The organism is Actinomadura scrupuli (assembly GCF_050971785.1).
Lineage (GTDB): Bacteria > Actinomycetota > Actinomycetes > Streptosporangiales > Streptosporangiaceae > Actinomadura_E > Actinomadura_E scrupuli.
Genome location: NZ_JBPCCU010000006.1, coordinates 41,888 through 68,292, shown reverse-complemented (window position 1 = coordinate 68,292; position 26,405 = coordinate 41,888). Strand labels below are relative to the sequence as shown.

Here is a 26,405-nt window from a genome sequence, read left to right as displayed (position 1 = left end):
GGCTCACGGACCGGCCGGGCCGCAACGCCTGAACGGACACGCTCCAACCGACACGCCTCCGATGCTCACGGGCTTCGGAGGCGTTCGTCTGTCTGCCGCCCCCTGCGCGGGTGGCGTCGATGTTTCACGGGAAACGACGTTTCACAGGAAACATCGACTCACCGGAGGCATCGACGGAGGAGCGCCTTGCAGAGCAGGCCGAGGTCGAGACCGGCCGCCTGGGCCGCCAGGGGGAGCAGGCTGGTGGCCGTCATGCCGGGGGCGACGTTGACCTCCAGGAAATGGACCGCGCCGGACGGGTCGACGATCAGGTCGGTACGGGAGAGGTGGCGCAGCCCCAGGGACTGGTGCGCGGTGAGCGCCGCCTTGGCGGCGGCCTCCGCGGCGGCGGCCGGAACCCGGGCCGGGGTGAAGAACTCGGTGCCACCGGCGTCGTAGCGGGCGGTGTAGTCGTAGAGCTCGCCCTCGGGCACGATCTCGACGGCGGGCAGCGCCACCGGATGGGCTCCCCCCGGCCCGCCGATCTCGACGACGCTCACCGCGATCTCGGTGCCGGAGACGTACTGCTCGATCAGGGCCGTGTCGCCGTACGCGAAGCAGCCGACCATGGCCGGGGACAGCTCACGTGCCTCCCGGACGACCGCCGCGCCCAGGGCGGAACCGCCCCGGGCCGGTTTGACGAACAGCGGCAACCCCAGCTTCGCCAGCACCAGATCCAGCACGACGGAGGCGCCGAGGTCATGGAAGATCTCCTTCGGCAACGCCACCGACGCGGGGGTGGTCAATCCCGCGGCCCGGACGACCGCCTTGGCGGTGGGCTTGTCCCAGGCGACCCGGCAGGCGTCCGGACGGGCGCCCACGTACGGGATCCCCATGAGCTCCAGGACGTCGCGGATGGCGCCGTCCTCCCCCGCGGCCCCGTGCAGCACGGGGAAGACGGCGTCCGGGGGATCGCTCGCCAGCAGACCGAGCAGCGCGGCGTCGGCGTCCCGTGGGACCACCTCGACCCCGGCGCCGCGCAGCGCGTCGGTGACCCGGCGGCCCGAGCGCAGGGAGACCTCGCGCTCGTAGGAGAGCCCGCCGGACAGCACGACGACATGGTCGATGTCGCGCCCCACGCCCTCCGTGCCGTCCGGACGGCCCCACGGGCGGGCCTCCACCGCCGGGTGCTCGTCCGTCCGGCGGAAGGGTTCGCCCGGGTGTCCCTCAGGGCCGCTGGGCGAAGGTCTCATGAAGGTCGATCTCCTGCTCGATGACGGCGGCGAGCCGGCGGACGCCCTCCCGGATGCGCTGCGGCTCCGGGTAACAGTAGGACAGCCGCAGGTGCGCCTGACCGGAGCCGTCGGCGTGGAAACCGGTGCCGGGCACGTACGCGACCCGGTTGGCGATCGCCCGGGGTGCCATCGCCTTGGAGTCGAGCCCGGCGGGCAGGGTCAGCCAGACGAAGAATCCCCCGGCGGGCCGGGTCCACGTGGAACCCGCCGGCATCAGCTCCTCCAGGGACTCCAGCATCGCGTCCCGGCGCTCCCGGTAGAGCTCACGGAACTCCTTGATCTGCTGCCGCCACGGCTGGCTCGCCAGATACTCCCGGACCACGAGCTGGTTGAGCACCGAGTGGGAGAGGATGGCGGACTCGGCGGCGAGCACGAGCTTGGCGCGGATGGCGTGCGGGGCCAGCGCCCAGCCGACGCGCATGCCGGAGGCGATGGTCTTGGAGAACGAGCCGAGATAGATGACCCGCTCCGGGTCCTCGGCGCGCAGGGCGGGCAGCGGCTCGCCCTCGAAGCCGAGCAGCCCGTAGGGGTTGTCCTCCACGACGAGCAGATCGTAGGTGCGGCAGATCTCCAGGATCTCCCGGCGCCGGCCGGCGGCCAGTGTGACGCCCGCGGGGTTCTGGTAATTGGGCACGGAGTAGAGGAACTTGACGCGGCGGCCCTCGGCGCGCAGCCGGGCGAGGGTCTCCCGAAGCGCCTCGGGAACGAGGCCGGCGGCGTCCAGCGGCACCTGGACGACCTCGGCCTGGAAGGCGGCGAAGGTGCCCAGAGCCCCTACGTACGAGGGCGCCTCGGCGATGACGACGTCACCGGGATCCACGAAGATCCGGGTGATGAGGTCGAGCGCCTGTTGCGAGCCCACGGTCACCACGACGTCGTCGGCGGTGGCCTGGATGCCCTCCAGCGCCATCACCTCGCAGATCCGTTCGCGCAGGCCCGGATCGCCCTGCGCCGAGCCGTACTGCAGGGCCTCGGCGCCACGGGTCGAGATCAGCTCGGCGGTCAGCTCTCCGATGACGTCGAGGGGAAGCGCGGAGACGAACGGCATTCCCCCGGCGAGCGAGACCACCTCGGGCCGGGAGGCCACCGCGAACAGCGCACGGATCTCTGAGGCCACCATGCCCGCGGCGCGCGCGGCGTACCGGTCGGTGTAGGCGTCGGTGCGCTGGGCTTTCACGGGCGACCTCCCGAAGGGCGACGGATTTGCAGGGTACGACACGGTCCCTCGTGACAGACTGACCGGGCCGCCGCGGATGGGCGGAGGCTCGGCAGAGTGCGGGAACCCTGCCCGTTACGATGGTGCAAGTGCCCGGTCGGTTGCCGGGGATTTTCGAAATGGACGGTTCCTATCCAGAAGGGTGCCGCCTGGTGTCGCGTCGTCTCGTCAACGTCACGCTCGACAATCTCGACGACCTGCCTCGTCGATGCCGTCGCTGTGTCTTCTGGGAGCTCGACCCGGTGAACAGGGAGCGCGCCGAGGAGACCGGGGATCCCGCGCTCGAGAAGGAGGCGTGGATCTCCTCCGCGCTGCTGGAGTGGGGCAGCTGCGGCAAGATCGTGTACGTCGACGGGGTGCCCGCCGGTTTCGTGCTCTACGCTCCGCCGCTCTACGTACCGCGCTCGGTGGCCTTCCCGACCAGTCCGGTCAGCGCCGACGCCGTCCTGCTGATGACCGCCCACGTGATCCCCGAGTTCACCGGCGGTGGGCTCGCCCGGATGCTGGTCCAGGGCGTGGCCAAGGACCTCACCCGGCGGGGCGTCAAGGCGATCGAGGCCTTCGGTGACCTCAAGGGCGAAGAGGGCGCCTGCCTGGTGCCCGCCGACTACCTGCTCTCGGTCGGTTTCAAGACCGTACGGCCACATCACCGCTTCCCGCGGCTCCGGCTCGAGCTCAAGTCGGCGCTGTCCTGGCGTGAGGACGTCGAGGTGGCCCTGGAACGCCTCCTCGGCTCCATGTCCCCGGAAGGCGCCCTGCGCCCCGTCTGAGCCTCGCTCAGCGGCCGCATGACCACGTGCCCCGCCCCTGGCACCACGACGGCCCCGCACCCGAGGGGTGCGGGGCCGTACGATCAGCGCGGGAGACGCCGGCTCTGAAGGATGCTCTCGCTACAGGTAGTCGGAGAGCTCTCGCAGCATGGCGGCCTTGGGCTTGGCACCCATGATCTGCTTGACCACCTCACCGCCCTTGTAGATGTTCATCGTGGGAATCTGCATGATGCCGTAGTCGCGCGGGACGTTCGGGTTCTCGTCGATGTTCAGCTTGACGATCTCGATCTTGTCGCCGTGGTCGCGGGCGATCTCCTCGAGGATCGGGGCGACCATCCGGCAGGGTCCGCACCACTCGGCCCAGAAGTCGACGAGCACGGGCTTGTCGTTCTTCAGGACTTCGACCTCGAAGTCGGCGTCGGTGACGTTCTTGAGCGCTCCCAAGGGACTCTCCTTCGATGAGATGATGATCAGGCCTCGTGGTGGACGAGCTTCGCGGTGCCCGACTCCTGCAGCCAGCGCTCGGCGTCGAGGGCGGCCGAGCAGCCGGTTCCGGCGGCGGTCACGGCCTGACGGTAGATGTGGTCCACCACGTCCCCGGCGGCGAACACCCCGTCGATGTTGGTCTTGGTCGTCGGATGCTGGACGATGATGTAGCCGTTGTCGTCGATGTCGAGCTGGCCGCGGAACAGTTCGCTGCGCGGCTCGTGGCCGATGGCGACGAACAGTCCGGTGACCGGGTGGTCGCTCTCCTCGCCGGTCTGGGTGTCGCGCAGCCGTACCCCGCTCACCTTGTCGTCGCCGTGGATCTCGGAGACCTCGCTGTTCCAGGCGTACTTGATCTTGTCGTTCGCGAACGCCCGGTCCTGCATGATCTTCGTGGCGCGCAGCTTGTCGCGGCGGTGCGCGATGGTGACCGAGTTGGCGAACCGGCTGAGGAACATGGCCTCCTCCAGCGCGGTGTCGCCACCGCCGACCACGGCGATGTCCTGGTCGCGGAAGAAGAAGCCGTCACAGGTGGCGCACCAGGAGACGCCACGGCCGGAGAGCCGCTTCTCGTTCTCCAGGCCGAGCTCGCGGTACTTCGAACCGGTCGCGACGATGACCGTCTTGGTCCGGTAGACGTCCTCCCCGACCTTCACGATCTTGGGGTCGGCCCGGAGGTCGACCTCGGTCACGTCGTCGCTGACGAGCTCGGCGCCGAAGCGTTCCGCCTGCTTGCGCAGGTTGTCCATCAGCTCGGGACCCATGATCCCGTCCGGGAAGCCGGGGAAGTTCTCGACCTCGGTGGTGTTCATGAGCGCGCCGCCGGCAGTCACCGAGCCTTCGAACACCAGTGGTTTCAGGTCACCACGGGCCGCGTAGATCGCCGCGGTGTAGCCCGCGGGGCCGGACCCGATAATGATCACGTTCCGGACGTCGTCGCTCACTGTCTCTCCTGTTCACTACCTACGGTCCGCCTGGAGGCGCCGGTCTCCCGGGGGAAACCATCTCCGCAATCTGCGTCAACCGATCCTAGGGGCCGCAGATTCCCGGGCGGGCCACCGGAGTCCAGGACACGCGAACGGGGGGCGTCCCATCGGACGCCCCCCGTCTCATGGAGCTCAGTTGTCGGCGGCCCGGGTGCGCGTGATGACGTCGGGCACGGTCGCCGAGCACTTCGGCCCCACCACCCATACGTCCAGCTCGTGCGGATCGCTGCCGCGCAGCACGATCACCATGGCCTGCCGGCCGTTGTAGCGCGCGACGTCCACCAGGACCGGGTCCTCGCCCTTGGAGATCTGGCTGACGCACTCGGCCAGCCCGGTCGCCGAGGTGACGGTGCCGGTGTCCTTGGACCTGAGCGCGGTGCCGACCTGGCTGCCCAGCGTGGCGCCCTTGTAGTCGGTGCCGCTCGCGATGAGGCGGTAGGCGCCCGGGCCCGGGCGGGCGCCCGGCGCGAGCTTCGGTGAGGCCGCCGGGGCCGGTGCGCCGGGCGGCACCCCACCCGCGGATCCGACCGAGTTGTCGCCCGGATCCTGTGCGGCCTGGGACTTGGTGAAGTCGGGCGAGGCCGACGAACGCAGCAGCTCGTTGCCGACCAGGGCGCCGCCGCCGACAGCGACCACCGCGGCGGCGGCGGCCGACAACAGCCGGAGATGCCGCCGCCGGTGCGGCGGCGTACCGGCGGCGGCCGGCGACGTGGACGACTCGGCCGCGATGGCGTCATCGATCCGCTGCGCCAGCTCGACGGGCAGAGGTGGTACGGGTGCGTCGGCGAGCAACTGGGAGACGTCGGCAAGGTCGGCCGATCGGCTCAGGCATATATCGCAGTCAACCAGGTGGTCGTTGGCGGAGGCGGCCTGCTCATCGTCGAGCAGACCCTCGGCCAGATCCGCCAGGGTCTCGTAGTCAAGGTGTGCAGCGTTCACTGGGGAGTGCCACCTCCTTTCTCCGTAGTTCCGACGTTCTCACTGTCGCGTCGGTTCCGGAGATGGCCGAGAAGTGGCACAAGTCGCGCCCGGCCGCGTGCGCAGCGGCTCTTGATGGTGCCGGTGGGGACCTCGAGCACTGCCGCCGCGTCCTCCACGGAGTACCCCATCATGTCCACCAGGATAAGCGCCGCTCGCTGCTCATAGGGGATCTGCTGGAGCGCCGCGGTCACGTCGAGGGTGGTCTCGTGGCTGCTGGTGGGGTCGGAGCCCTTGGGCGCGATGGCGTCGAAGGTGGCGTCGTCGCCCATCGAGACGACCGGCCGGAGCGTGCGGCGGCGCAGCCGGTCCAGGCAGGCGTTGACGACGATGCGGTGCAGCCAGGTGGTGACGGCGGCGTCGCCGCGGAACCGGCCGGCCGCCCGGTAGGCGGACAGGAAGGCGTCCTGGAGCGCGTCCGCGGCCTCTTCCGGGTCTCCGAGGGTGCGCATGGCGACCGCCCACATCCGGTCACGGTGGCGCTGCACGAGCTCGCCGAAGGCGTGCTGGTCACCGGCGACATGCTGGGCCAGCAGCTCCTTGTCCGGAACCGCGTAGGTCTTCCGACCGCTCACGAACGCCACTTTCACCAGCTCACAGCGCTGTGGGGGATGCGCTCTGGGGGGACCGACTGGGGACATTGATGAACGGCACGATACCCGTTCATGGAACTGATCGTTTTAGCTCGGCTGGCCGTAGACCGTGACCTCGCTGATCTGCGCTTTGAAGCCCGCCGGGGTCGGAGTGGCGAACCATACAAGGACATAACGACCGGCCGTTCCCTTGGTGTTGCGCAGCTCGACCGTGCCGGAGGCGTCGCTCTCCTTGTCGGCCAGGCGCAGCGCTCCGGGCGTCTGGCCCTCGGCCTCGCCGACCCGCAGCTCCAGGGTCGCACCGCCCCGGCCGGCCAGCACCACCTTGACCCGCGTGACCTTGACGGACCGGCCCATGTCCAGCCGGACGCCCACGCCCTTGACGTATTTGCCGAAGTCCGCGCCGGTGTAGGTCTCCGAGGCCCAGACCGTCGACGGGCGTCCGTCGATGACCGCCCCGGTCGATCTCCCGACCGACGCGTCACCGTGACCGGGCTGCGCCGGGTTGGGCTCGTCGAGGCCGGTGACGCCCTGGACGGTGAGTTTGGCGTCGTTCTTCTTGGTCGTCGCCGGCGTCGCCGAGGCCGTCGGGCCGGTCTTGGCAGCGTCGCCGTCGCCGCCCGCGGCGAGCCGCCAGCCGACGACGCCGATCACCAGGGCGGCCACCGCCGCGCCCGCCACGATGAGCGGCCGCTTGCCGATCTTCTCCAGGGCGCCGCCGCCCACACCGGCCTGTCGGTGGGAGGCGTACGGCTGCGCGGGCCGCGGCGGGGCCGGAGGGGGCAGTGCGGACGGCGGAGGGGTGGGCATGGCCCGGGTGCGCTCCGGGCCGCCGGCCGCCGGGCGGGGCACCACGGAGGGCGGGGAGCTCTGGGGATACCCGGCGAACAGCGGCAGCGGGATGCGGGGCACGCCGGCCAGTGCCTCGGCCAGTTTCGCCGGGCTGGTGATCGGGGGTTCCTGGCCGGGCCGGCCGAGGGAACGGCAGACGATCTGGTCGAGCGTCTGCGAGACCGCGGGCCGCAGCCGGTGCGGTGGGCACGGCAGCCCGTCGTCGATCGGCGCCGCGGGCAGCTTGCAGGCCGCGCTGCCCGGCCAGTGCCCGGTCAGGGCGAGGTACAGCAGGTGGGCCAGGCCCTCGGTGTCGGCCGGGGCGGGGTTGGTCACCGCGGTGCCGCTCAACGCGGCGTCCACGCCGAGGCCGAGGATCTTGACGGTGTTGCCGGTGGTCCACAGCAGGTCGCGGGGGGTCAGCCGCAGGTGCGCCAGCCCGGCCGTGTGCGCGGCGGCGATCGCCTCGCACGCCTCCCCGAGCAGGGTCGCGGCCCGTCCCGACTCCATCGGGCCGCCGGTGGCGATCATGTCCTCGAGGGTCTGGCCGACCACCCACTCACTGACGACGTAGGCGAACTCACCGCTGTTGTCGGCGTCGAAGACCTGGGTGAGCCTGGGATCGGTCAGCCTGCTGGCGGAGCGGGCCGCCATGACGACCTCGATGATCAGCTCGAAGTCCGGGTCGAAGGTGCGGACGGCGACCGCGCGCGCGAGGATCTCGTCGGTGGCCCTCCACAGGGTGGAGCCGCCGGATCGGTGGACCCGCTCCTCGAGCCGGTAGCGTCCGGCGAGGCGGGTTCCGGGTTCAATGACAGACGTGCTCACGGCAATGTCCTACGCAGGTCGTCGAATCCCATTGTCAGTGGCGTGCAGCTGAGCCTGCGACCCTCCTCTGTGGGTGTTGCGCCTGCGACGCGGCCCCGCGGGGGGCGGTGCGCCTACGACAAGGGTTCCTCGTCTTTGCGGTTCCCCGGGTGTCGTCCGGCAAGCCGTGGCTTTGACCATGCTAGTGCCTTGTCCCTATATGTGGGTTCGGTTATCGCCCCGCGTGTTCCGGACGTCTCGAATGTGGTGAAGCGATCTACCCGCGTCCCGGAAGCAGCCGACGGGTCAGGGTGTTGATCATCGTCTCGACCTCACCGACCCGCAGCAGCTTGGCCGCGACCAGGTAAAGGACCCCGCCGACCACGCTGCCCAGCACCAGCGCGGTCAGGGCCGGCAGCGCGCCCGAGCCCATCCAGCGCTCGACGCCGAGGTGCACCGCGTAGGCGAACAGCGCGGTCGGCGTGGCGGCCAGCAGCAGTTTGAGGTTCGTGGTGATGATGCGCTTTCCGTCCAGGCCACCGAGCCGCAGCCGCAGGATCGTCCAGCAGAGCACGACGCCCACGGCCTGGGCGATGGCGAAACCGAAGGCCAGCCCGGTCACGATCCACTTGGTGTCGAGGACCTGGTACAGCGTGAAGCTGACCCCGACGTTCGCGCCGACCGTGGCGAACGCGACGAACGCGGTGGTCTTGGTGTCCCGGTAGGCGTAGAAGACCCGCAGCATCAGCTGGAAGGTGGAGAACGGCAGCAGCGCGATCGCGAACATCTGCATGACGTGCCCGATCACCCGCGCGCCGGCCAGGCTGGTGTGACCGTGCGCGAAGAGCACCGTGGCGATCTCCACCCCGAACACCACCATCAGCACCGCCGCGGGCACCATGATCACCGAGGACAGCCGGAGGCCGGAGGAGAAGTCGTCCTTGACCAGGTCCCCGCGCTCCTCGGCGGCGTGCTCGCTCATCCGGGGCAGCAGCGCGGTGATCACCGACACCGCCACGATCGCGTACGGCAGCTGGAACATCTGGTAGGCCGTGAAGTACGGGGTGAAGCCGTAGCCCCCGCTCAGGTGCTCGGCGGTCGCCTTGTCACCCGCGGCGTTGGCCAGCGCGGTCGTGACGGCGAAGCCGATCTGGGTGGCGACGACGTAGACCAGCGTCCAGCCGGCCATCCGGCCGATCCCGCTGAGCTCGCCCTTGCGGAAGTCGAACCGCGGCCGCCACCGGAATCCCACCGCCCGCAGCGACGGCCAGAGCGCCACCGTCTGCAGCACGATGCCGCCGGTGGTGCCGATCGCGAGCAGCAGTTTCTCCGCGGTGGTGATCGTGGCCGGGGTCGGGGTCCCGGTGCTGATGACCATGAAGACGCCGCCGATGACGATGACCACGAGGTTGTTGAGCACCGGCGCCCACATGGGGGCTCCGAAGCGGCCGCGGGTGTTGAGGATCGCGCCCGCGAAGGCACCGATGCCGTAGAAGAAGATCTGCGGCAGGAAGAACAGCGCGAACAGCACCGCCAGTTCGCGCTTGGGCCCTTCGAAGCTGTTGCCGTAGATGCTGATGAGCACGGGCGCCAGCGCGACGGCCGCGACCGTCAGCACCGCGAGGAAGACCACGGCGGCGCTGAAGAGCCGCTGCTCGTACTCCTCTCCGTACCGCCGGTCCCGCTCCCGGGCCCGCACGATCAGCGGCACGATCACGCTGGTGAGGATGCCGCCCAGCAGCAGGTCGTAGACGATGTTGGGCACCGTGTTGGCGGTGTTGTAGACGTCGCCTAGGCCCACGGTGCCGAGGGCCACCACCAGGATCAGGCTGCGCAGGAAGCCGGTGAGGCGGGAGGCGATCGTGCCCAGCGCCATGACGGCGCCGGATCGCAGCAGGCTGGATGACCCCTCAGCCGGTCCCGTCGACGGTTCCCGGGTTTCCGGCTGCTGCGTCATCAAGGTCCTCCGCTTGCTTCGCGCGTCGTCTCGCCCGCGTCGCTCGCACGCCGACGCCGACGAAGACTATGGCAAGTGCGCCCCCGGTGATGAGGAGCGCCGTTCCGACCAAGCCTGTCGCATGCACACGGATGGTGTGAACCTCCCCAATCGGTTTTCCCTGGGCGCCCGGCGTCAGCAGCTGGACCTCGACATCGGTGTCACCGTTGCCGTTCGCCTGCATCTGCACGAGGACGGGATGCTTCTGCCTGGGGGCCAGCGTCAGGGTCTCCTCGGTGGGTTTGATCAGGACCCGGGCGGACCTGGAGGTCACCCGCAACTTGACCGTGACCGTCTCACCGGGGAGGTCGTTGGCGACGGTGATCGGCACCGTGCCGGTACGGCCGGCCAGCGTACGGCTGGGTTTCTTGCCCAGCGCGACGTAGACCTGGTTGGTGGTGAGATCCGACACCTGCCGGGCCAGCGTTGCCCGGAACGTGTTGCGGGCCTTGCGTCCCCGCCAGGCCGACGAGGTCGCCCGCAGGATGCCGTTGCGGGCGATGTCGGTCTTGGGCGGCTGGAAGATCAGTCCGAAGTCGGTCGCGGAGGTCCGGATGTTCTTCACGCTCTTCAGATAGCCGGCGTCGAGCTCCTGCCGCTGGGCGGACTGCGGGTAGCCGCCGAGCGTCCGCGGTTTCGGCCGGGCGTTGACGAGGGCGCCGAGACCGGTGGGCTTGAGCCAGGGCATGGTGCCGGTGAACTTCAGCAGGTCGGCGGCGAGCCCGGGCCCCGGGTTCCAGCGCCGGTCCGGCGCGACGACCAGCGTGCGCGACTGCGTCCGCTCCATCGTCATCAGCGCGGTCTCGGCCAGGAACCGCTGCCCGGCGAGCAGCGCGCTGCCGGGGACGGTCCGGGTGTCCGCGCTGATGACATCGCTGATCGTGGCGTCGTAGGCCAGCGCAGTCCTGGCCTTGCGGGAGGTCGCCACGCTCGTGGTCGCGTCCGGGGTGTAGGTGAGCCCCGCCGGGGGCTGCAGCATCGTGCTGTCCATCAGCAGGACGTCGTCCTTGCCGGCGAGCCGGTTGATCGTGGGCTGGTCGGCGACTCCGCCGAACGGCCAGGCGATCGACTCGGTGGGCGCCCTGCCGAGCAGGTCCTCGGCCGTCGACCGGCGGCCGTAGGCGTCGTTGAACTGGGCGGTCATCTTCTTGTGGACCAGCGCGGCGGTGTCCGGGTCGGCGAAGGGCACGCTGAAATAGGAGGTCGCCCCGGTCTTCACCGCCTCCAGCCAGTTCTTCGCCGGCACGCTGGGCGGCAGCGCCTTCTTGACCTTGTCCACCCGGTAGGACTTCTGGGCCATGGTGGCGGCGTCCGAGAGCAACGACGGATCGACCGCCCAGGTGACGGGCACCTTCGGGGCCTTCGCCGGCGCCTCGGCGAGGGTGGCGAGCCGCCCGCCGGGGGCGAAGTCGGTGGCCAGCCGGTCGTCCAGGAACGGCGTGTCGGCGGCGCGGTGCGGCCGGTCGATCACCGGCCACACCCAGGCGATGGAGGTCTTCTGGAGCGACTGCCGGGCGTTCTTGGGCACGTAGACCACGCTGGTGCGCTGCTCGACGAGCGGCCGCCCCGCGGAGTCGTACACCCCGAGCGTGAGCGGGAAGACCCCGAGCGCCCCCAGCGGCGGCAGCGACCTGCCTGCGAGCTTGAGAGCGAACCTCTGCGGCTGCGCTCCGGAGGGGATCGGCCCGCCGAGCCGCCGCTGATCGGCCATCTGCGAGGTGGCCGGAGCCGACGTCGCCGCGAGCTGGCCCCGGCTGATCAGTGACCGTGGGGAGTAGTACAGCCGCACGGAGGCGCCGGTGAGGGACTGACCCGACAGGTTCTGGACCGTCCCGGTGATCGTCACGAACCTGTCCGGGGAGATCGTCTGGGGGCTGACCCGGGTGATCACGAGATGCACGCTCGGCTTGGCCTGCCGGCCGCGGGACACCCTGTCCTTGACCTGCCGGGGAGAGATGGTCGCCGAGGTCCGCGCGCCTGAGCGGCCCGGGGACGAGGGCGGCTCGGCGAACGCCGGTGCCGCCGCGAGGACCGGCGAGATCATGAGGACCACCGCCGTGGCCAGCCGGAACGCGTGCCGCACCCTCACGCCGGGTCCGCCCGAGAGTCCTCCACCCAGGCGATGGTCAGCCGCTTCACGGGCTCGATCGTAGTGCCGGTATGACCCCGGTCAGGCCCACCTCATCCACTTTCCCAAGATCCACGGGCTCGGCGCCGGAGAGGGTGAACAGGTCGAGGGCGCGGATGCCCAGCGCCGTGCACGGCTCGCCGGTCGCGGTGTAGGCGACGCCGTCTTCCGGCACGACGTCGACTATGCGCTGGTCGATGAGGATCTTGACCGACTCGGGCAGCAGCAGCGGCGCGACCAGATCGGCGGCGTACTCGGTCTCCCCGTTGACCAGATCGGCGGGGGCCGGCCGCACCGAATGGGCCCCGAGTGCCCGTTCCACCGACTCGTGGCAGGGGACGAAGCCCGCCTCGACCACGACGGCGACCAGAAACCGGTGGACACTGCTGGTAATACTGAAGGCGTACACACGGGTCGCCAGACAGCGCCCGGGGGGCAGGCCGAGGACCTCGGGGAGCTCGTCGGCGTGAGCGATGGCACGCGGAAGTCGTACGATCTCGTGCAGCGTTTCACGCTCGAGGAGCATGCGGTGAATGGCCAGCGCGTCCTTCATCGTGATCGGGTCTCCTCCGCCCCCCTGGGTAGCGTGTCCAGAACGTAACCCGGGGATCGCACCGTGTGAAGACCCGCTCGAACCGCCGATCCGTTCTGTTGCCGACCCCAAGGACCTACCCTCGATGGCCGAGTCGAACGACCTGACCCCGGACCAGCAGAAGGCGATCGCCGAGCTGCTGCGCCGCGACGCCCCCGTGGCCGGCGAGCTCGGCCAACGGTTCGCCGCCGCCGGCCAGGAGCTGGCGCTGGTGGGCGGGCCGGTGCGCGACGCGTTGCTGGGCCGGCCGGGCAACGACCTCGACTTCACCACCGACGCGTCGCCGGAACGCATCCTCGAGCTCGTCGACGGATGGGCCGACGCGGTGTGGACGATCGGCATCGAGTTCGGCACCGTCGGCGTGCGCAAGGGCGACTACCAGCTCGAGATCACCACGTACCGCTCCGAGTCCTACGACCCGAAGTCGCGGAAGCCGGTGGTGGCCTACGGCACCTCGCTCCGCGACGACCTGGTCCGCCGGGACTTCGCCGTGAACGCCATGGCCGCCCGGCTGCCGGGGCACGAGTTCGTCGACCTCTTCGGCGGGCTGGCGGATCTGCGGAACAAGATGCTGCGTACACCCGGCCGGCCGGAGGACTCCTTCGGCGACGATCCGCTGCGGATGATGCGGGCGGCCAGGTTCGTCTCCCAGCTCGGCTTCACGGTCGCGCCCGAGGTCGTCAAGGCCATGCACGACATGTCCGGGCGGATCGACATCGTGTCGGCGGAGCGGATCCGCGACGAGCTCAGCAAGCTGATCTGCGGTGCCCACCCGCGTGAGGGCCTGGCGCTGCTGGTCGAGACCGGCCTGGCCGCCCGGGTGCTGCCGGAACTCCCCAAGCTCCGGCTGGAGATCGACGAGCACCACCGGCACAAGGACGTCTACGAGCATTCGCTGATCGTGCTGGAACAGGCGATCGCGCAGGAGCAGAGCGGGCCCGACCTGGTGCTGCGGCTGGCCGCCCTGCTGCACGACATCGGCAAGCCCAAGACCAGGGCGTTCGAGCAGGGCGGCCGGGTGAGCTTCCACCATCACGAGGTGGTCGGCGCCAAGATGGCCAAGGCCCGGCTGACCGCGCTGCGCTACCCCAAGGACGTGGTCACCGACGTCTCCCGCCTGGTGGAGCTGCACCTGCGCTTCCACGGTTACGGCACGGGCGAGTGGACGGACTCGGCCGTGCGCCGTTACGTCCGCGACGGCGGCCACCTGCTCGACCGGCTGCACAAGCTGACCCGGGCGGACTGCACCACCCGCAACAAGCGCAAGGCCGCGGCGCTGTCGCGCACCTACGACGACCTGGAACAGCGGATCGCGCGCCTGTCGGCCGAGGAGGAGCTGGCCGCCATGCGGCCGGAGCTCGACGGCAACGAGATCCAGTCCGTGCTGGGCGTCCCCCCGGGCCCGGTCATCGGCAAGGCCTACAAGTTCCTGCTCGAACTGCGCCTCGACCAGGGCCTGATCGGCAAGGAGGCCGCCACGGCCGAGCTGCTCACCTGGGCCGGCGAGCAGGGCATCGAACGCGCCGGTTGAGGGTTCCTCCAAAGAAGCCGGGCCCAGATCTGGTCGCGGGCGCATCCGCCGCCCCGGTGGGCGCCGCATAGGCTCGGGCCTCATGGAGATGGCCGCGCAGGAGATCGAACGGCTGCTGGCGTTCGACCGGGAGCACGTCTGGCATCCGTACGCCCCCATGCCGGCGTCCGTGCCGGTGCATCCGGTGGTGTCCGCGTCGGGGGTACGGCTGACGCTCGCCGACGGCCGCTCGCTGATCGACGGGATGTCGTCGTGGTGGGCGGCGATCCACGGCTACGGCCACCCGGTGCTGGACGCGGCGCTCACCGACCAGCTCGGCCGGATGGCGCACGTGATGTTCGGGGGTCTCACCCACCCCCCGGCGGTACGGCTCGCCGAGCTCCTGGTCGACATCACCCCGGCACCGCTCACCAAGGTCTTCTTCGCCGACTCGGGCTCCGTCGCCGTCGAGGTCGCCATCAAGATGGCGCTGCAGTTCTGGCGGTCGCAGGGCCGGCCGGAGCGGCACCGGCTGCTGACCGTACGCGGCGGCTATCACGGCGACACCTTCGCCGACATGGCCGTCTGCGACCCGGTCGGCGGCATGCACCACCTGTTCACCGACGTGCTGACCGCGCACGTCTTCGCGCCCGCACCACCCGCCGGCTACGACGCGGCCCCGTCCGCGGGCTACCTGGCCGACCTGGAGAAGCTGGTGGCGGCACACGCCCACGAGCTGGCCGGGATCATCGTCGAGCCGGTCGTGCAGGGTGCCGGGGGGATGCGGTTCTACTCACCCGGCTATCTCGCGGCGCTGCGGGAGCTGGCCGACTCCTATGACCTGCTGCTGATCCTGGATGAGATCGCCACCGGCTTCGGCCGCTCGGGGATGCTCTGGGGCAGCTCCCACGCGGGGATCGCACCGGACATCATGTGCGTCGGCAAGGCGCTCACCGGCGGCTACCTCACCATGGCCGGCACGCTCTGCACCGACCGGGTGGCCCGCGGGATCAGTGACGGCGAGGCCGGGGTGCTCATGCACGGCCCGACCTTCATGGCCAACCCGCTGGCCGCCGCGGTGGCCCGGGCCTCCATCGAGCTGCTGCTGTCCCGGGACTGGGCCGCGGAGGTGGCGGCGATCTCGGCGGGGCTGTCGGCCGGGCTGGCCCCCGCCGCGGCCCTGCCGGGCGTGGCGGAGGTACGGGTGCTCGGTGCGATCGGAGTCATCGAGGCCGTCTCACCGGTCGACATCGCTCGCGTACAGAAGACCGTCATGGAGCACGGCGTCTGGCTGCGGCCCTTCCGCAACCTCATCTACGCGATGCCGCCCTACGTCACCTCGCCCGAGGACATCACCCGGATCAGCACGGCCATGCTGGCCGCTGCCCGGACCCTGTAACAGACGCCGGCCCGCCCGGCCTCCGCCGCACGACCCGGATCAGCGCGGCGGCAGCCGATCCAGGATCTCCTGCAGCATCTCGCCCTGCGCCGCCTGGACGGCCTTGATGGTCTCCAGCTCGGTGTGCGTCTCCGCGCGGAAGCCTGTCAGCTCGGTCTGCACCTGCTGGATCCGGAAGTCGAGGAGCCCCAGCGCGGCCGCCGGGGCCGCCACCTGAGCCTGCACCTGTTCGATCCGGAGCATCTGCGCGTACGCCGTCGAGTGCTGGAACTTCTCGACACGTTCCAGGCGGGCGGCGAGATCGTTGATGTCGGGGGTCTCCGCGGCCATGGCGCTCATCTCTCCTGCTCTCCTGCCCGTCCACTGCTCATCGTACGGCTCGGGGGGTGACGGCTCCAGCAAGGAAATCACTGTAGCCGAATGATGACGTTGAGTAACATACAGGATTCCAGGGCGTTCATGGTCGCTCTCGGTGCATCGCACCGTGCGGACTGTCGCCGGGCCGGTGCCGCGCGAGCGCCGGATCACATCGCGCGGTCGCTGGCGGTTGCGGGCACGGCGGGGCGGCTCCTGGTCGCCAGCCGGTAGCCGACGGCGGTCAGCGCCCAGCCGGCGAACAGGGCCGCCACCACGGCGTAGGACCGGCCGGTGCCGGGCAGCGTGATCGCGGCGACCGCGGCGGCGGCCACGAACATGCCGTTGAAGAGCATGTCGTAGACGGAGAAGACCCTGCCCCGGTAGGCGTCGAGCACCGACTCCTGGAGGATCACATCGACGCTGATCTTGACGCCCTGGGAGGCCAGGCCTAGCAGGAATGCGCCGATCGCCAGCGGGGCCTCCCGGAACGGCGCGCAGGCCGCCACCACGCTGACCGCGGCGAGGCCGAGCAGCGCCACGATCCAGGCCTGCTTCCCGACGCGCCGAACGACCACCGGGGTGATGACCGCGCCCGCGAAGAAGCCGGCTCCGCTGAGCCCCAGGAAGAGCACGAACTTGCGCAGCCCCTCGTCGGGGTCGGTGGTGAAGTAGTTGCGGTAGAGCAGGCCGGCCATGATCAGCACGATTCCGTACAGGAAGCGGTGCAGGGAGATGACGGTCAGCGCCAGGGCGGCCGGCCGGTGGCGCCGGATGTGGCGTGCCCCGTCGGCCAGCCCCCGCAGCACGTCTCCCAGCGCCCTGCGCAGCGGTGGCAGGTCCGGGCCGTGCCCGGCGCCCCCGGCGGCGTGGCCGGTGTCGCGCTCGGGGCCGCGGTCGGGGCCGAGCTGGTCGCGGCCGAGGGTCCGGGCCGCGCCCGCGGCCAGGACGTAGCCCAGCGCCGAGCAGACCAGGATCAGTGCCGTACCGCCGCGATCGGCGCCGAACACCAGGCGCAGCAGGTAGGCGACGCCCGCGCCGGCGAAGGCGATGATGGTGCCGGAGGTGACCGACAGCGAGTTCGCCAGGACCAGCTGCGGCCGGGTGACCACGTGCGGGAGGGCCGCCGACAGCGCGGCGAGAAAGAAGCGGTTGACCCCCAGCACGAGCAGGGCGGCCAGGTAGAAGGCCGGCCCGGTGGTCCACAGCAGCGCCGCGATCACGCACACCAGCACCGCTCGTACAAGCGGGGAGCAGAGCAGGATCTGCCGCCGGGACCAGCGGTCGATGAAGACCCCGGCGAACGGCCCGACGACCGAGTACGGGAGCAGCAGCACCGCGAACGCCGTCGCCGCCCTGGCCGGTGAGGTCTGCTGCTCGGGGGAGAAGAACACGAACCCGGCCAGCGCCACCTGGAAGACGCCGTCGGAGAGCTGGGAGATCAGCCGGGTGGCGTACAGCCGGCGGAAATCCCGGCCGCGCAGCACGGCCCGCAGCTCACCGGTCCTCATCGCCACTCCCATGGGCCCTCAGGGCCCTGTTCCCGGACACCAGAACGCCCCGGCAGCACCTCCCGTGCTGCCGGGGCGTCCCCCGCCGCCGCCCATCCCCTGCGTGATCATGCAATCAATCGACGATTGATTGCATGATCACGCAGGGAGGGATGAGGGCGAGGAGAGGTGTCGCCGTGCCCTGCGCTGCGCTCAGCGCTCGACCTCGCCGCGGATGAACTTCTCCACGGCGTCCCGAGCCTGGTCGTCGTTGTACTGCTCCGGCGGGGACTTCATGAAGTAGGAACTGGCCGACAGGATCGGGCCACCGATGCCGCGGTCCTTGGCGATCTTCGCGGCGCGAACCGCGTCGATGATGACGCCGGCCGAGTTCGGGGAGTCCCAGACCTCGAGCTTGTATTCCAGGTTGAGCGGGGTGTCGCCGAAGGACTTGCCCTCGAGACGGACGTAGGCCCACTTGCGGTCGTCGAGCCACGGCACGTGGTCCGACGGGCCGATGTGCACGTCGGCCTTGGCCATCTCGTGCGGGATCTGCGAGGTGACGGACTGGGTCTTGGAGATCTTCTTGGACTGGAGGCGCTTGCGCTCCAGCATGTTCATGAAGTCCATGTTCCCGCCGAAGTTGAGCTGGTAGGTACGCAGCAGCTCAACGCCTCGGTCCTCGAACAGCTTGGCCATCACCCGGTGGGTGATGGTGGCGCCGACCTGGGACTTGATGTCGTCCCCGACGATCGGGACGCCCGCGTCCTGGAACTTCTTGGCCCACGTCGGGTCGCTGGCGATGAACACCGGGAGGGCGTTCACGAAGGCGACCTTGGCGTCGATGCACGCCTGGGCGTAGAAGCGATCGGCCTCTTCCGAGCCGACCGGCAGGTACGAGACCAGAACGTCCACCTTGGCGTCCTTCAGGGCCTGCACGACGTCCACCGGCTGTTCATCGGACTCGTCGACGATCTCACGGTAGTACTCGCCCAGACCGTCGAAGGTGTGGCCTCGCTGGACGGTGACGCCGGTGGGCGGCACGTCACAGAATTTGATCGTGTTGTTCTCGCTTGCCCCGATGGCCTCGGACAGGTCCGTGCCGACCTTCTTGGCGTCCACGTCGAAGGCGGCGACGAACTCCACGTCACGGACGTGGTAGTCGCCGAACTGGACGTGCATGAGGCCTGGGACGCGCGTCTCGGGGTCGGCGTCCTTGTAGAACTCCACACCCTGGACGAGCGAAGCGGCGCAGTTGCCCACACCGACGATGGCTACGCGCACCGAACCCATGCGGCTGCTCCTTCTCTTTGTGACTTCTTAGCGAATGGGGACAGGCTCCGCAGGTCAGCGGGGATTGTCCGTTGCCTGTGCTTGTTCCGCCTGAGCGCGCTCGCGGCCGATGATCTCGTTGAGCCACCGCACCTCGCGTTCGACGGACTCGAGCCCGTGGTTCTGGAGCTCGAGGGTGTAACTGTCAACGCGTTCCCGGGTCCGTGCCAGAGCGGCCCGTACACTCTCCAGCCGCTCGTCCAGTCGGCTGCGCCGGCCTTCCAGGATGCGGAGTCGCACGTCGGCGCGGGTGTGGGCGAAGAAGGCGAAATGAACGCCGAACCCTTCGTCCTCCCATGCCGCCGGACCGGCCTCGGTGAGGAGCTTCTGCAGATGCTCCTTGCCCTCGGCCGTGAGTTTGTAGACGATCTTCGACCGTCTGTTCGCCACCGCACGGACGTCCTCATCCGGGCTGTCTTCAATGATCAGTCCGTCGGCGAGAAGCTGCTTCAGGCACGGGTACAACGACCCGTACGAGAACGTGCGCAGCATGCCGAGCAGGGCGTTGAGCCGCTTGCGCAACTCGTAGCCGTGCATGGGGGACTCATGGAGCAGGCCGAGCACGGCGAGCTCGAGCACACCGGCACCCTTCCTGGCGCTCATGTTCCCTCCAGCGGACGTTGTCTTTAGATATATCGCTTGAATGTATCGAGCCGATACATCGGAAAGATACGTCGTGTTACACAACTGCGCAACTCTGGACATGGGGCGAAGATCCTCGGTGCCGCCGGGCGCCGGCCCGGAGGGCGGTGTGCTTCGATCGCCGCTCCTGGCAGACGAGTACGATGGCGAGCCAGCCGTCAAGAGGCCGTTGTCCCTCGGGCCCGGAAGTTTGCGAAAATTCGGGGCCTATAGGGACGAAGTGTGCCAATGTTGGCAGTGGAACCACTTGACGGTGTTGTACGTCCTGGCCATAGGAGCTGCTCCGCCCCCAGCGGAGAGGCCGGCTCTGGACGTACGCCATAGACGCTGCAGGGCGGTCCCCGCTCACCTGCCTGCGCAGTACTGTCGGACGACGGATTTAACGCCGTACCCCAGCTGAACGAGGTCGCGTGAGTTACCGAAGCCAGTACGGGCCAGACCAAGGACCGAGTGCGCCCCAGGGCCCCGGCCCTGGTAGTCGCCCAAGTACCCCGGGTTATTCCCCACCACAGCGTCGTGCCACACCTGTGGACGACGACTTTTGGAATCCACCCGCTCCCGGCGGCCCAGGTGGACGTGGTGCAGGCGGCGCGGGCCGCTCCGGTGGCGGCGGCGGTCCTGGTGGTCCCGGTGGCCAGGGGCCCGGAGGGCGCGGCCCGGGTGGTCCGGGAGGCCCCGGAGGCCGCGGTCCGGGCGGGCCCAAGGGCCCCGGCGGTGCCGGTGGAGGCAGGCGTGCCAAGCCGAGCAAGCCCGGCAAGACCGGCTGGCGACGCTATGTGCCCAATTGGAAGATCGTCCTCGGTGTCTTCGTCCTCGGATTCGCCTCGATCGGGGTGATGATCGGGGTCGCGTACGCCAACACCCCGGTGCCCACCGACGCGCAGACCGAGGCCACCAAGCAGCAGTCCTCCATCTACTACGCCGACGGCAAGACGCCCATCGCGCGGATCGGTACCCCCCGGGTCAACGTGGAGTACGACGCCGTCCCCGCGCACGTGCGCAACGCCGTGCTGGCGATCGAGGACCACAACTTCGAGCACGAGGCCGGCATCTCGCCGACCGGTCTGGCCCGGGCGCTGTGGAGCACCGCCTCCGGCGCGCAGACCCAGGGCGGTTCCACCATCACCCAGCAGATGGCCCGGAACTACTACTCGGGTCTGAGCCAGGAGCGCAGCATCAACCGGAAGATGAAGGAGATTCTCATCTCCGTCCGGCTGGGCAATGACAAGGACAAGAAGTACATCCTCAAGACCTATCTGAACACCGTCTACCTCGGGCGCCAGGCCTACGGCATCGAGGCCGCCTCGCAGGCGTACTTCCGTAAGCACGTCGGGCAGCTCTCGGTGTCCGAGGGCGCGATGCTGGCCGCGATGATCCAGCGGCCGAACTACTTCCACACCACCGGCAACGACCAGAACTTCCAGGACCTGAAGACCCGCTGGACCATCACCCTGGACAACATGGTCAAGTACGGCTGGCTCTCGGAGGCCGACCGCGCGAAGATCACCACCTTCCCGAAGACGGCGAAGGAGTGGAGCGACGTCTCCGACAACGACCAGAGCGGTCAGAACGGCTACCTCAAGCAGCGGGTGCTGAAGGAGCTCACCAAGCTCGGCATCCGCGACGAGGAACTCGGGACGGGTGGCTACAAGATCGTCACCACCTTCAAGGCGCCGTTGCAGAAGTACAGCGCCGATCTGGTCAAGCAGATCAAGAAGGAGAGGCACCTCGGGAAGGACATCCACTTCGGCCTGGCCGCGGTGGATCCGGCGACCGGAGAGGTGTGGGCCGCCTACGGCGGGCCCGGTTACGAGCACCAGCAGTTCGACGACTCCTACCAGGCGCAGATCCAGCCCGGTTCGTCCTTCAAGCCGTACGTGCTCGCGACCGCCCTCGAGCAGGGGTACGGCCTCAAGAGCCTGGTGAACGGCAACAGCCCCCAGACCATCCAGGGCGTCAAGTTCACCAACGACAGCAACGGCGAGCAGGGCGTGTTCGACTTCGTCAAGATGACGGCACAGTCGATCAACACCGCCTACGTGTGGCTCGGTACCAAGGTCGGGCTCGACAACGTCATCAAGACGGCCGTGGCCTCGGGAATCCCCAAGGAGTCGGTCGGCATGAACACCACCGTGCTGAGCCTCCCGCTGGGCCCGAACCTCGTGCGCCCGATCGACCAGGCGGCCGGTTACGCGACCTTCGCCAACGACGGCACCCACATCGAGACGCACGTGGTCAAGTCGATCCTGGGTCCGGACAACGGGAAGCCGTTCGTCAAGGCGGTCAAGATCCGCAAGTGGAAGAAGACGGTGGCCTTCTCCCCGGATGTGGCCAGGGACGCCACCTACGCGATGCGGGCGGTCGTCACGAGCGGTACCGGTAAGCGCGCGGCCCTTCCCAGCGGGCGCCCGGTGGCCGGCAAGACCGGTACGACCAGCTTCAACAAGTCGGCCTGGTTCTCCGGTTACGCACCCCAGCTGTCCACCTCCGTCGCCATGTGGCGCCAGACCAAGAAGGGCCTGGGGTCACTGCAGGGCGTCGGTGGCTACAGCCAGATCTACGGTGGAACCATCCCGGCCGAGACGTTCAGCAGGTTCATGACGAAGGCGCTCGAGGGCAAGGAGATCAAGCAGTTCGAGCCCCCGGCCTACGGCGGCACCACCCAGAAGTGGGCCACGCCGAAGGCGACCCCCACGCCGACGCTGACCCCGACGCCCAACAACACGCCGACGTGCAACCCGGGCCAGGGCGGCTTCGGCGGCTTCGGCCAGAACGGCAGGCCGTGCGCCAGCAACTCGCCGAGCGTTCCGGCGAACGGTCAGCCCTGTAACCGGTTCAACCTGCCCGTGGGCTGCGATCCGAACAAGCCGCCGTCGACGCCGCCGCCGAACTGGTGGTGCGACGACTACAAGAACAGCCACGGCGGCCAGGTCTACCCCGGATGCCCGACAGGCGGTCCGGGCAGCGGACCTGGAAGCAACGGCCGCACCCAGACGGTCACGCTGGCCAGAATCGAGGACTAGCGACCTTCTGCGGCTCCAGCGGCCCCCGTCCGATCATGGCCGGGGGCCGCTGTCGTCACAGGAAGGCTCTGTCGTCACCGGAAGGCTTCTGTGGCGTCGGGCGAGCATGCACCGACCCCGCAGCACCAGGTAATAATCTGCCTCCATGTCGCAGTCTCCGTCCGACGCGGACGTACTCGCCGGTAGCCCCATCGATGACGATGGGGCCAAGCCTCGCGACCCGGCCGGATCCGCCTTCCGCCGCTTCGTCGACGGGGGACCGCTGCTGCTGGTGCTGAGCACGCTGTCCGTCTGCGCCTTGGGCTTCCTGCAGAAGGCCCCCTGCCAGTCACGGTCGTTCGACTTCGTGCCCACGGTCCGCAACGCCTGCTACACCGACATCTATCCGCTGTACTTCGGACGCGGGCTGGTCGACGGCAAGATCCCGTACTTCGACCAGATCAAGGAGCCGGTCGAGTATCCGGTGCTGACCGGCTGGTTCATGCAGGCCGTCAACACGGTGGTGGGCTGGTTCGTGCACCCGGCCGGCGACGCCGACGCGGTGCGCAGCGGCCAGGGCATGGCCTTCTACAACCTCACCGCGCTGGTGCTGGCCGTGCTGGCCGTCGCGACCGTCTTCGCCGTCTCCTACGCCGCCGGACGGCGATCCCGCAAGGCCGGCCTGATGGTGGCCCTCTCACCCGGGCTGCTGCTCGCGGCCTACATCAACTGGGATCTGCTCGCCGTGGCACTGGCCGCCCTCGCGGTCACCGCGTGGTCGCGCAAACGGCACGTGAGCGCCGGGGTCCTGCTCGGGCTCGCGATCTCCGCCAAGTTCTACCCCGTCATCTTCCTCTGGCCGTTCCTGCTGCTGTGCGCACGGGCCGGCAAGTGGCGCGAGCTCGGCCGGCTGTTCGGCGGGACGGCGATCTCCTGGCTGGTCGTCAACGTTCCGGTGATGCTCTTCGCCTGGGACGGCTGGGTGCGGTTCTACACCTTCAGCCAGGAGCGGGGCGTCGACTGGGGGTCGGTGTTCTTCTACCTCATGAACGGGCGGGGCTGGACGTTCGTCAGCGACGTCCCCACGCTCAACCATGTCGCCGAGGCCTCGTTCGCGGTGCTCTGCCTGGCCATCGGCGCGCTGGCGCTGCTGGCGCCGCGCAGGCCCCGGCTCCCTCAGCTGCTGTTCCTGGTGCTGGCCGCGTTCATGCTGACCAACAAGGTGTGGTCGCCGCAGTACATCCTGTGGCTGCTGCCGCTGATCGTGCTGGCCCGGCCGCGGCTGCCCGCCTACCTCCTCTGGCAGGCCGGCGAGTTCGTCTACTTCATCGGCATCTGGTGGTACCTCCTGGCGATCAGCACCCAGCAGCCGGGCGTGGGCGCGCACGGCCTGTGGGAGGACCTCTCCAGGTTCGACGCCCCGGCCACCGGCATCGACCAGAACCTCTACTTCGTCGCGCTCTTCGCGCGCTTCCTCACCGTGCTGATGCTGGTCGTCCTGGTGGTGGTGGACATCCTGCGCCCGGCCCGCGACGTCGTACGTCTCGACGGCGACGACGACCCGGCGGGTGGGGTTCTCGACGGAGCCGGGGACCGGCTCGTCCTGCGATGGCCGGGCAGAAGGTCCTACGCACCGGCGTGACCGGATCCGGTGTGACGGATGTGACCGGCGGGGAGATCTAGGGCAGTGCGTATGAACGATCTTTTAGCCGGCTTATCGGCGAAGCGTGTCGTGACGAGCCTCGTCGCGGTGGCCACCGCGGCGGTGACGACGCTGGGGCCGGCCGCCGCCCCCTTCGGCGGCGCGGCCGTCGCGGCCGTCGCGTCGGCCCGGGCGGGAGGGGCGCCGGCGGCGCGCGCCACCCAGGCGGTCCGGGCCACCACGGCGGTACGGAGCAAGGGGCCGGCGGGGATCCGGGCCAGGGCCGCGTACCTGTTCGACGCGAGCGCCGGGCGGACCATGTGGTCCCGGCACCCGGCCACCCGGCTGCCCATCGGCAGCACCACCAAGGTGATGACCGCGCTGGTGGTGATCCGGCGCGGCCACCTCGACCGGAAGATCACGATCAAGCGCCGCTACATCGACTACGCCATCGCCCATCACGGCAGCAGGGCGGGCCTGCGGGCCGGGGACCGGATCACGGCGCGCGAGTTGCTCTACGCGATGCTGCTGCCGTCCGGCTGTGAGGCCGCCGCGGCGCTGGCGGATGTGTACGGGCCCGGCCAGGCGGGCTTCGTACGGGCCATGAACCGGCTCGCGGCCAAGGTCGGCATGAGGCGCACGCACTACGCCAACTTCGACGGCACCCCCTGGCCGACCCCCACCTCGGGCTACTCCACCGCCCGCGACATGGTCGTCCTCGGCCGCTACGCGCTGCGGTACCCCCTGTTCCGCGAGATCGTCCATCACAGCAGGCACGTCCTGCCCGCCGGCGCCGGGCACCGCCGCTATGTCTGGCGGAGCACCAACATCCTGCTCCACTACGACCCCGGGGTGATCGGCATCAAGACCGGTTACACCAGTGCGGCCGGCTCCTGCTCGCTCTTCGCGGCGCGCAGTGGCGGCCGGGAGCTCATCGGCGTCGTCCTGAACAGCTCGCGGACCAACCGCAACGCCCGGGTGATCGACGCGATCAAGATGCTCAACTGGGGCTTCGCCCACTAGCCCGGTCACCGAACCGTGATCAGACCACTCCTGGCCAGCGCCGGGGGTCCCGTCGCCATGCCCTGCCCAATACGCTGCTCTGACCCAAAAGGGGTAATCGTGGCGAACGGGGTTTTTGGTGCTGGTGGGACGTGGGATCGTGCGGATGAGACGGCTGGGCATGGTCTCGGTGGCACTCGCGCTCGCGGTGGTGGCGCCGGCGACCGCGGCCGGCGCGGCGACGACGACCAGGACGCCGGCCGTACAGCCGGCCGCGCGACCGGCCGCCCAGCAGGTCGCGCTCGCGTCCGCGCCGGCCGGGATCGCCGCCAAGTCCGCGTTCGTCTTCGACTACACCGCGGGCAAGACCCTGTGGAGCCGCTCTCCGGACGCCAGGCTGCCGGTCGGCAGCATCACCAAGACGATGACCGCCCTGCTGGTGATCAAGGCCGGTCATCTGGACCGCAAGATCACGATCAGCAAGAAGTACGTCGACTACGTGAAGAAGCACGGCGCCAGCTCCGCCTACCTCGCGGTCGGTGACAAGGTCACCGTCGGCCAGCTCCTGTACGCGATGATGCTGCCGTCCGGCTGCGACGCCGCCTACGCGCTGGCCGACTCCTACGGGCCGGGCTGGTCGGGCTTCGTCAAGAAGATGAACGCCCAGGCCAAGACGCTCGGGATGAAGCACACCCACTACGCCAACTTCGACGGGCTGCCCTGGCCCAGCGCCACCGCGGGCTATTCGACGGCACGCGACCAGGTCACCCTGGCCCGGACCGCGATGAAGTACACGGCCTTCCGCACGGTGGTGGCGAAGGCCTCCTACACCGTGAAGAAGACGGCGGGCGGCCACTCCTACACCTGGAAGACGACGAACCGGCTGCTCGGCTCCTATCCCGGCATGCTGGGGATCAAGACCGGTCACACCTCCGCCGCCGGCTACTGCCTGCTGTTCGCCGCCCGGCGCAGCAGCCGCACGGTGATCGGTGTCGTGCTGAACAGTTCGAAGACCAGCGAGAAGGCCAGGTTCACCGACGCGGCCAAGGCGCTGGACTGGGTCTACCACACCCACACCCCGGTGCGGCTCCTGCCGCTCTCCCGGGTGGCCCTCGACTGAGCCGTACGGCACCGGACCACGGCCGCATAGCCAAATATCGATGAATACACCGACATAACGAAAAGGTCACCGAGCGGTGAGCCGCTTCGTTATGCTGTGGATCACGGTGGTGACATTGCCCCCGGGCGGGCTCAACGGCTCAGACCCGGGCGGAGACCACCGACCACATGGGTGGTCAGTACCGAGTAGCTGCGCATGAGACGCAGCGTCGTCCGGTTCACGCACGCCTTCCTCCCGACGGTCGCGGCTTCACCG

General features: G+C 69.6%; 21 protein-coding genes. 7 read left to right on the top strand and 14 right to left on the bottom strand.

Annotation, left to right across the window (positions count from 1 at the left end):
• Positions 1 to 158: 158 nt before the first annotated feature.
• Positions 159 to 1,232 carry a D-alanine--D-alanine ligase family protein gene (locus tag ACRYCC_RS25785; RefSeq protein ID WP_433816178.1) on the bottom strand — a complete coding sequence of 358 codons (1,074 nt, stop codon included), beginning with the start codon at positions 1,230 to 1,232 and terminating at the stop codon, positions 159 to 161.
• Positions 1,207 to 2,394, bottom strand: coding sequence for an aminotransferase-like domain-containing protein (locus ACRYCC_RS25780; protein ID WP_433816750.1), 1,188 nt, complete (start codon positions 2,392 to 2,394; stop codon positions 1,207 to 1,209). Before ACRYCC_RS25780 ends, ACRYCC_RS25785 begins: the two co-directional genes overlap by 26 nt.
• A 248-nt stretch (positions 2,395 to 2,642) precedes the next feature.
• On the opposite strand from ACRYCC_RS25780, the gene ACRYCC_RS25775 reads away from it, so the two are divergent.
• Positions 2,643 to 3,260, top strand: coding sequence for a GNAT family N-acetyltransferase (locus tag ACRYCC_RS25775; protein WP_433816176.1), 618 nt, complete (start codon positions 2,643 to 2,645; stop codon positions 3,258 to 3,260).
• A 120-nt stretch (positions 3,261 to 3,380) separates the two neighbouring features.
• On the opposite strand, the gene trxA is transcribed toward ACRYCC_RS25775, so the two are convergent.
• The 8 genes from trxA to ACRYCC_RS25735 all read right to left on the bottom strand — a co-directional run bounded on the left by trxA (position 3,381) and on the right by ACRYCC_RS25735 (position 12,618).
• A complete protein-coding gene (gene trxA / locus ACRYCC_RS25770) occupies positions 3,381 to 3,704 on the bottom strand; it encodes a thioredoxin (protein ID WP_433816175.1) in 324 nt (107 codons plus the stop codon).
• A gap of 26 nt (positions 3,705 to 3,730) precedes the next feature.
• The gene (gene trxB, locus ACRYCC_RS25765) at positions 3,731 to 4,690 is read right to left on the bottom strand and encodes a thioredoxin-disulfide reductase (RefSeq protein WP_433816173.1); all 960 of its coding nucleotides are present in this window, start codon (positions 4,688 to 4,690) and stop codon (positions 3,731 to 3,733) included.
• A 174-nt stretch (positions 4,691 to 4,864) separates the two neighbouring features.
• Positions 4,865 to 5,671, bottom strand: coding sequence for an anti-sigma factor family protein (locus tag ACRYCC_RS25760; protein WP_433816171.1), 807 nt, complete (start codon positions 5,669 to 5,671; stop codon positions 4,865 to 4,867).
• Positions 5,668 to 6,294, bottom strand: coding sequence for an RNA polymerase sigma factor SigM (gene sigM / locus ACRYCC_RS25755; RefSeq protein ID WP_433816749.1), 627 nt, complete (start codon positions 6,292 to 6,294; stop codon positions 5,668 to 5,670). The genes ACRYCC_RS25760 and sigM overlap by 4 nt, the downstream gene beginning before the upstream one ends.
• Before the next feature lie 96 nt (positions 6,295 to 6,390).
• On the bottom strand, positions 6,391 to 7,962 hold the full coding sequence (locus ACRYCC_RS25750) for a protein kinase family protein (protein ID WP_433816169.1): 1,572 nt from the start codon (positions 7,960 to 7,962) through the stop codon (positions 6,391 to 6,393).
• A gap of 256 nt (positions 7,963 to 8,218) precedes the next feature.
• Complete coding sequence (murJ, locus tag ACRYCC_RS25745; RefSeq protein WP_433816168.1) at positions 8,219 to 9,898, bottom strand: murein biosynthesis integral membrane protein MurJ; 1,680 nt, start codon at positions 9,896 to 9,898, stop codon at positions 8,219 to 8,221.
• Positions 9,852 to 12,026, bottom strand: coding sequence for a DUF6049 family protein (locus ACRYCC_RS25740; RefSeq protein WP_433816167.1), 2,175 nt, complete (start codon positions 12,024 to 12,026; stop codon positions 9,852 to 9,854). The genes murJ and ACRYCC_RS25740 overlap by 47 nt, the downstream gene beginning before the upstream one ends.
• Before the next feature lie 46 nt (positions 12,027 to 12,072).
• Entirely contained in the window at positions 12,073 to 12,618 is a 546-nt protein-coding gene (locus tag ACRYCC_RS25735) for an aminoacyl-tRNA deacylase (RefSeq protein WP_433816165.1), read from the bottom strand.
• A gap of 124 nt (positions 12,619 to 12,742) precedes the next feature.
• On the opposite strand from ACRYCC_RS25735, the gene ACRYCC_RS25730 reads away from it, so the two are divergent.
• Together ACRYCC_RS25730 and ACRYCC_RS25725 are read left to right on the top strand one after the other, a co-directional pair.
• Positions 12,743 to 14,188, top strand: a complete 1,446-nt coding sequence (locus ACRYCC_RS25730; protein WP_433816163.1) for a CCA tRNA nucleotidyltransferase — start codon at positions 12,743 to 12,745, stop codon at positions 14,186 to 14,188.
• Positions 14,189 to 14,270: 82 nt separating this feature from the next.
• Positions 14,271 to 15,566: an adenosylmethionine--8-amino-7-oxononanoate transaminase gene (locus tag ACRYCC_RS25725; RefSeq protein ID WP_433816161.1), complete on the top strand. Its 1,296-nt coding sequence runs from the start codon at positions 14,271 to 14,273 to the stop codon at positions 15,564 to 15,566.
• Between the two features lie 39 nt (positions 15,567 to 15,605).
• On the opposite strand, the gene ACRYCC_RS25720 is transcribed toward ACRYCC_RS25725, so the two are convergent.
• The 4 genes from ACRYCC_RS25720 to ACRYCC_RS25705 form a co-directional block, all read right to left on the bottom strand.
• The gene (locus ACRYCC_RS25720; protein WP_433816159.1) at positions 15,606 to 15,968 is read right to left on the bottom strand and encodes a hypothetical protein; all 363 of its coding nucleotides are present in this window, start codon (positions 15,966 to 15,968) and stop codon (positions 15,606 to 15,608) included.
• A gap of 122 nt (positions 15,969 to 16,090) precedes the next feature.
• Positions 16,091 to 17,431, bottom strand: a complete 1,341-nt coding sequence (locus ACRYCC_RS25715) for an MFS transporter (protein ID WP_433816157.1) — start codon at positions 17,429 to 17,431, stop codon at positions 16,091 to 16,093.
• A gap of 192 nt (positions 17,432 to 17,623) precedes the next feature.
• The gene (locus tag ACRYCC_RS25710) at positions 17,624 to 18,703 is read right to left on the bottom strand and encodes an inositol-3-phosphate synthase (RefSeq protein ID WP_433816155.1); all 1,080 of its coding nucleotides are present in this window, start codon (positions 18,701 to 18,703) and stop codon (positions 17,624 to 17,626) included.
• 54 nt (positions 18,704 to 18,757) lie between these two features.
• Entirely contained in the window at positions 18,758 to 19,345 is a 588-nt protein-coding gene (locus tag ACRYCC_RS25705) for a PadR family transcriptional regulator (protein WP_433816153.1), read from the bottom strand.
• 815 nt (positions 19,346 to 20,160) lie between these two features.
• Here ACRYCC_RS25705 and ACRYCC_RS25700 point away from each other — a divergent pair.
• The 4 genes from ACRYCC_RS25700 (at position 20,161) to ACRYCC_RS25685 (ending at position 26,150) form a co-directional block, all read left to right on the top strand.
• Positions 20,161 to 22,407 carry a transglycosylase domain-containing protein gene (locus ACRYCC_RS25700; RefSeq protein ID WP_433816151.1) on the top strand — a complete coding sequence of 749 codons (2,247 nt, stop codon included), beginning with the start codon at positions 20,161 to 20,163 and terminating at the stop codon, positions 22,405 to 22,407.
• Positions 22,408 to 22,552: 145 nt separating this feature from the next.
• Positions 22,553 to 24,028 (top strand): glycosyltransferase family 87 protein, encoded by a 1,476-nt coding sequence (locus tag ACRYCC_RS25695; RefSeq protein WP_433816150.1) that lies wholly within the window; start codon positions 22,553 to 22,555, stop codon positions 24,026 to 24,028.
• A gap of 90 nt (positions 24,029 to 24,118) precedes the next feature.
• A complete protein-coding gene (locus ACRYCC_RS25690; protein WP_433816148.1) occupies positions 24,119 to 25,051 on the top strand; it encodes a D-alanyl-D-alanine carboxypeptidase family protein in 933 nt (310 codons plus the stop codon).
• Positions 25,052 to 25,169: 118 nt separating this feature from the next.
• Positions 25,170 to 26,150, top strand: a complete 981-nt coding sequence (locus ACRYCC_RS25685; RefSeq protein ID WP_433816146.1) for a D-alanyl-D-alanine carboxypeptidase family protein — start codon at positions 25,170 to 25,172, stop codon at positions 26,148 to 26,150.
• Positions 26,151 to 26,405: the final 255 nt, after the last annotated feature.

Coding starts and splice junctions, on each gene's coding strand:
- ACRYCC_RS25785 (WP_433816178.1), bottom strand. CDS start 1,232: ATGAGACCTTCGCCCAGCGGCCCTGAGGGACACCCGGGCGAACCCTTC.
- ACRYCC_RS25780 (WP_433816750.1), bottom strand. CDS start 2,394: ATGGTGGCCTCAGAGATCCGTGCGCTGTTCGCGGTGGCCTCCCGGCCC.
- murJ (WP_433816168.1), bottom strand. CDS start 9,898: ATGACGCAGCAGCCGGAAACCCGGGAACCGTCGACGGGACCGGCTGAG.
- ACRYCC_RS25735 (WP_433816165.1), bottom strand. CDS start 12,618: ATGAAGGACGCGCTGGCCATTCACCGCATGCTCCTCGAGCGTGAAACG.
- ACRYCC_RS25730 (WP_433816163.1), top strand. CDS start 12,743: ATGGCCGAGTCGAACGACCTGACCCCGGACCAGCAGAAGGCGATCGCC.
- ACRYCC_RS25725 (WP_433816161.1), top strand. CDS start 14,271: ATGGAGATGGCCGCGCAGGAGATCGAACGGCTGCTGGCGTTCGACCGG.
- ACRYCC_RS25715 (WP_433816157.1), bottom strand. CDS start 17,431: ATGAGGACCGGTGAGCTGCGGGCCGTGCTGCGCGGCCGGGATTTCCGC.
- ACRYCC_RS25710 (WP_433816155.1), bottom strand. CDS start 18,703: ATGGGTTCGGTGCGCGTAGCCATCGTCGGTGTGGGCAACTGCGCCGCT.
- ACRYCC_RS25705 (WP_433816153.1), bottom strand. CDS start 19,345: ATGAGCGCCAGGAAGGGTGCCGGTGTGCTCGAGCTCGCCGTGCTCGGC.
- ACRYCC_RS25695 (WP_433816150.1), top strand. CDS start 22,553: ATGTCGCAGTCTCCGTCCGACGCGGACGTACTCGCCGGTAGCCCCATC.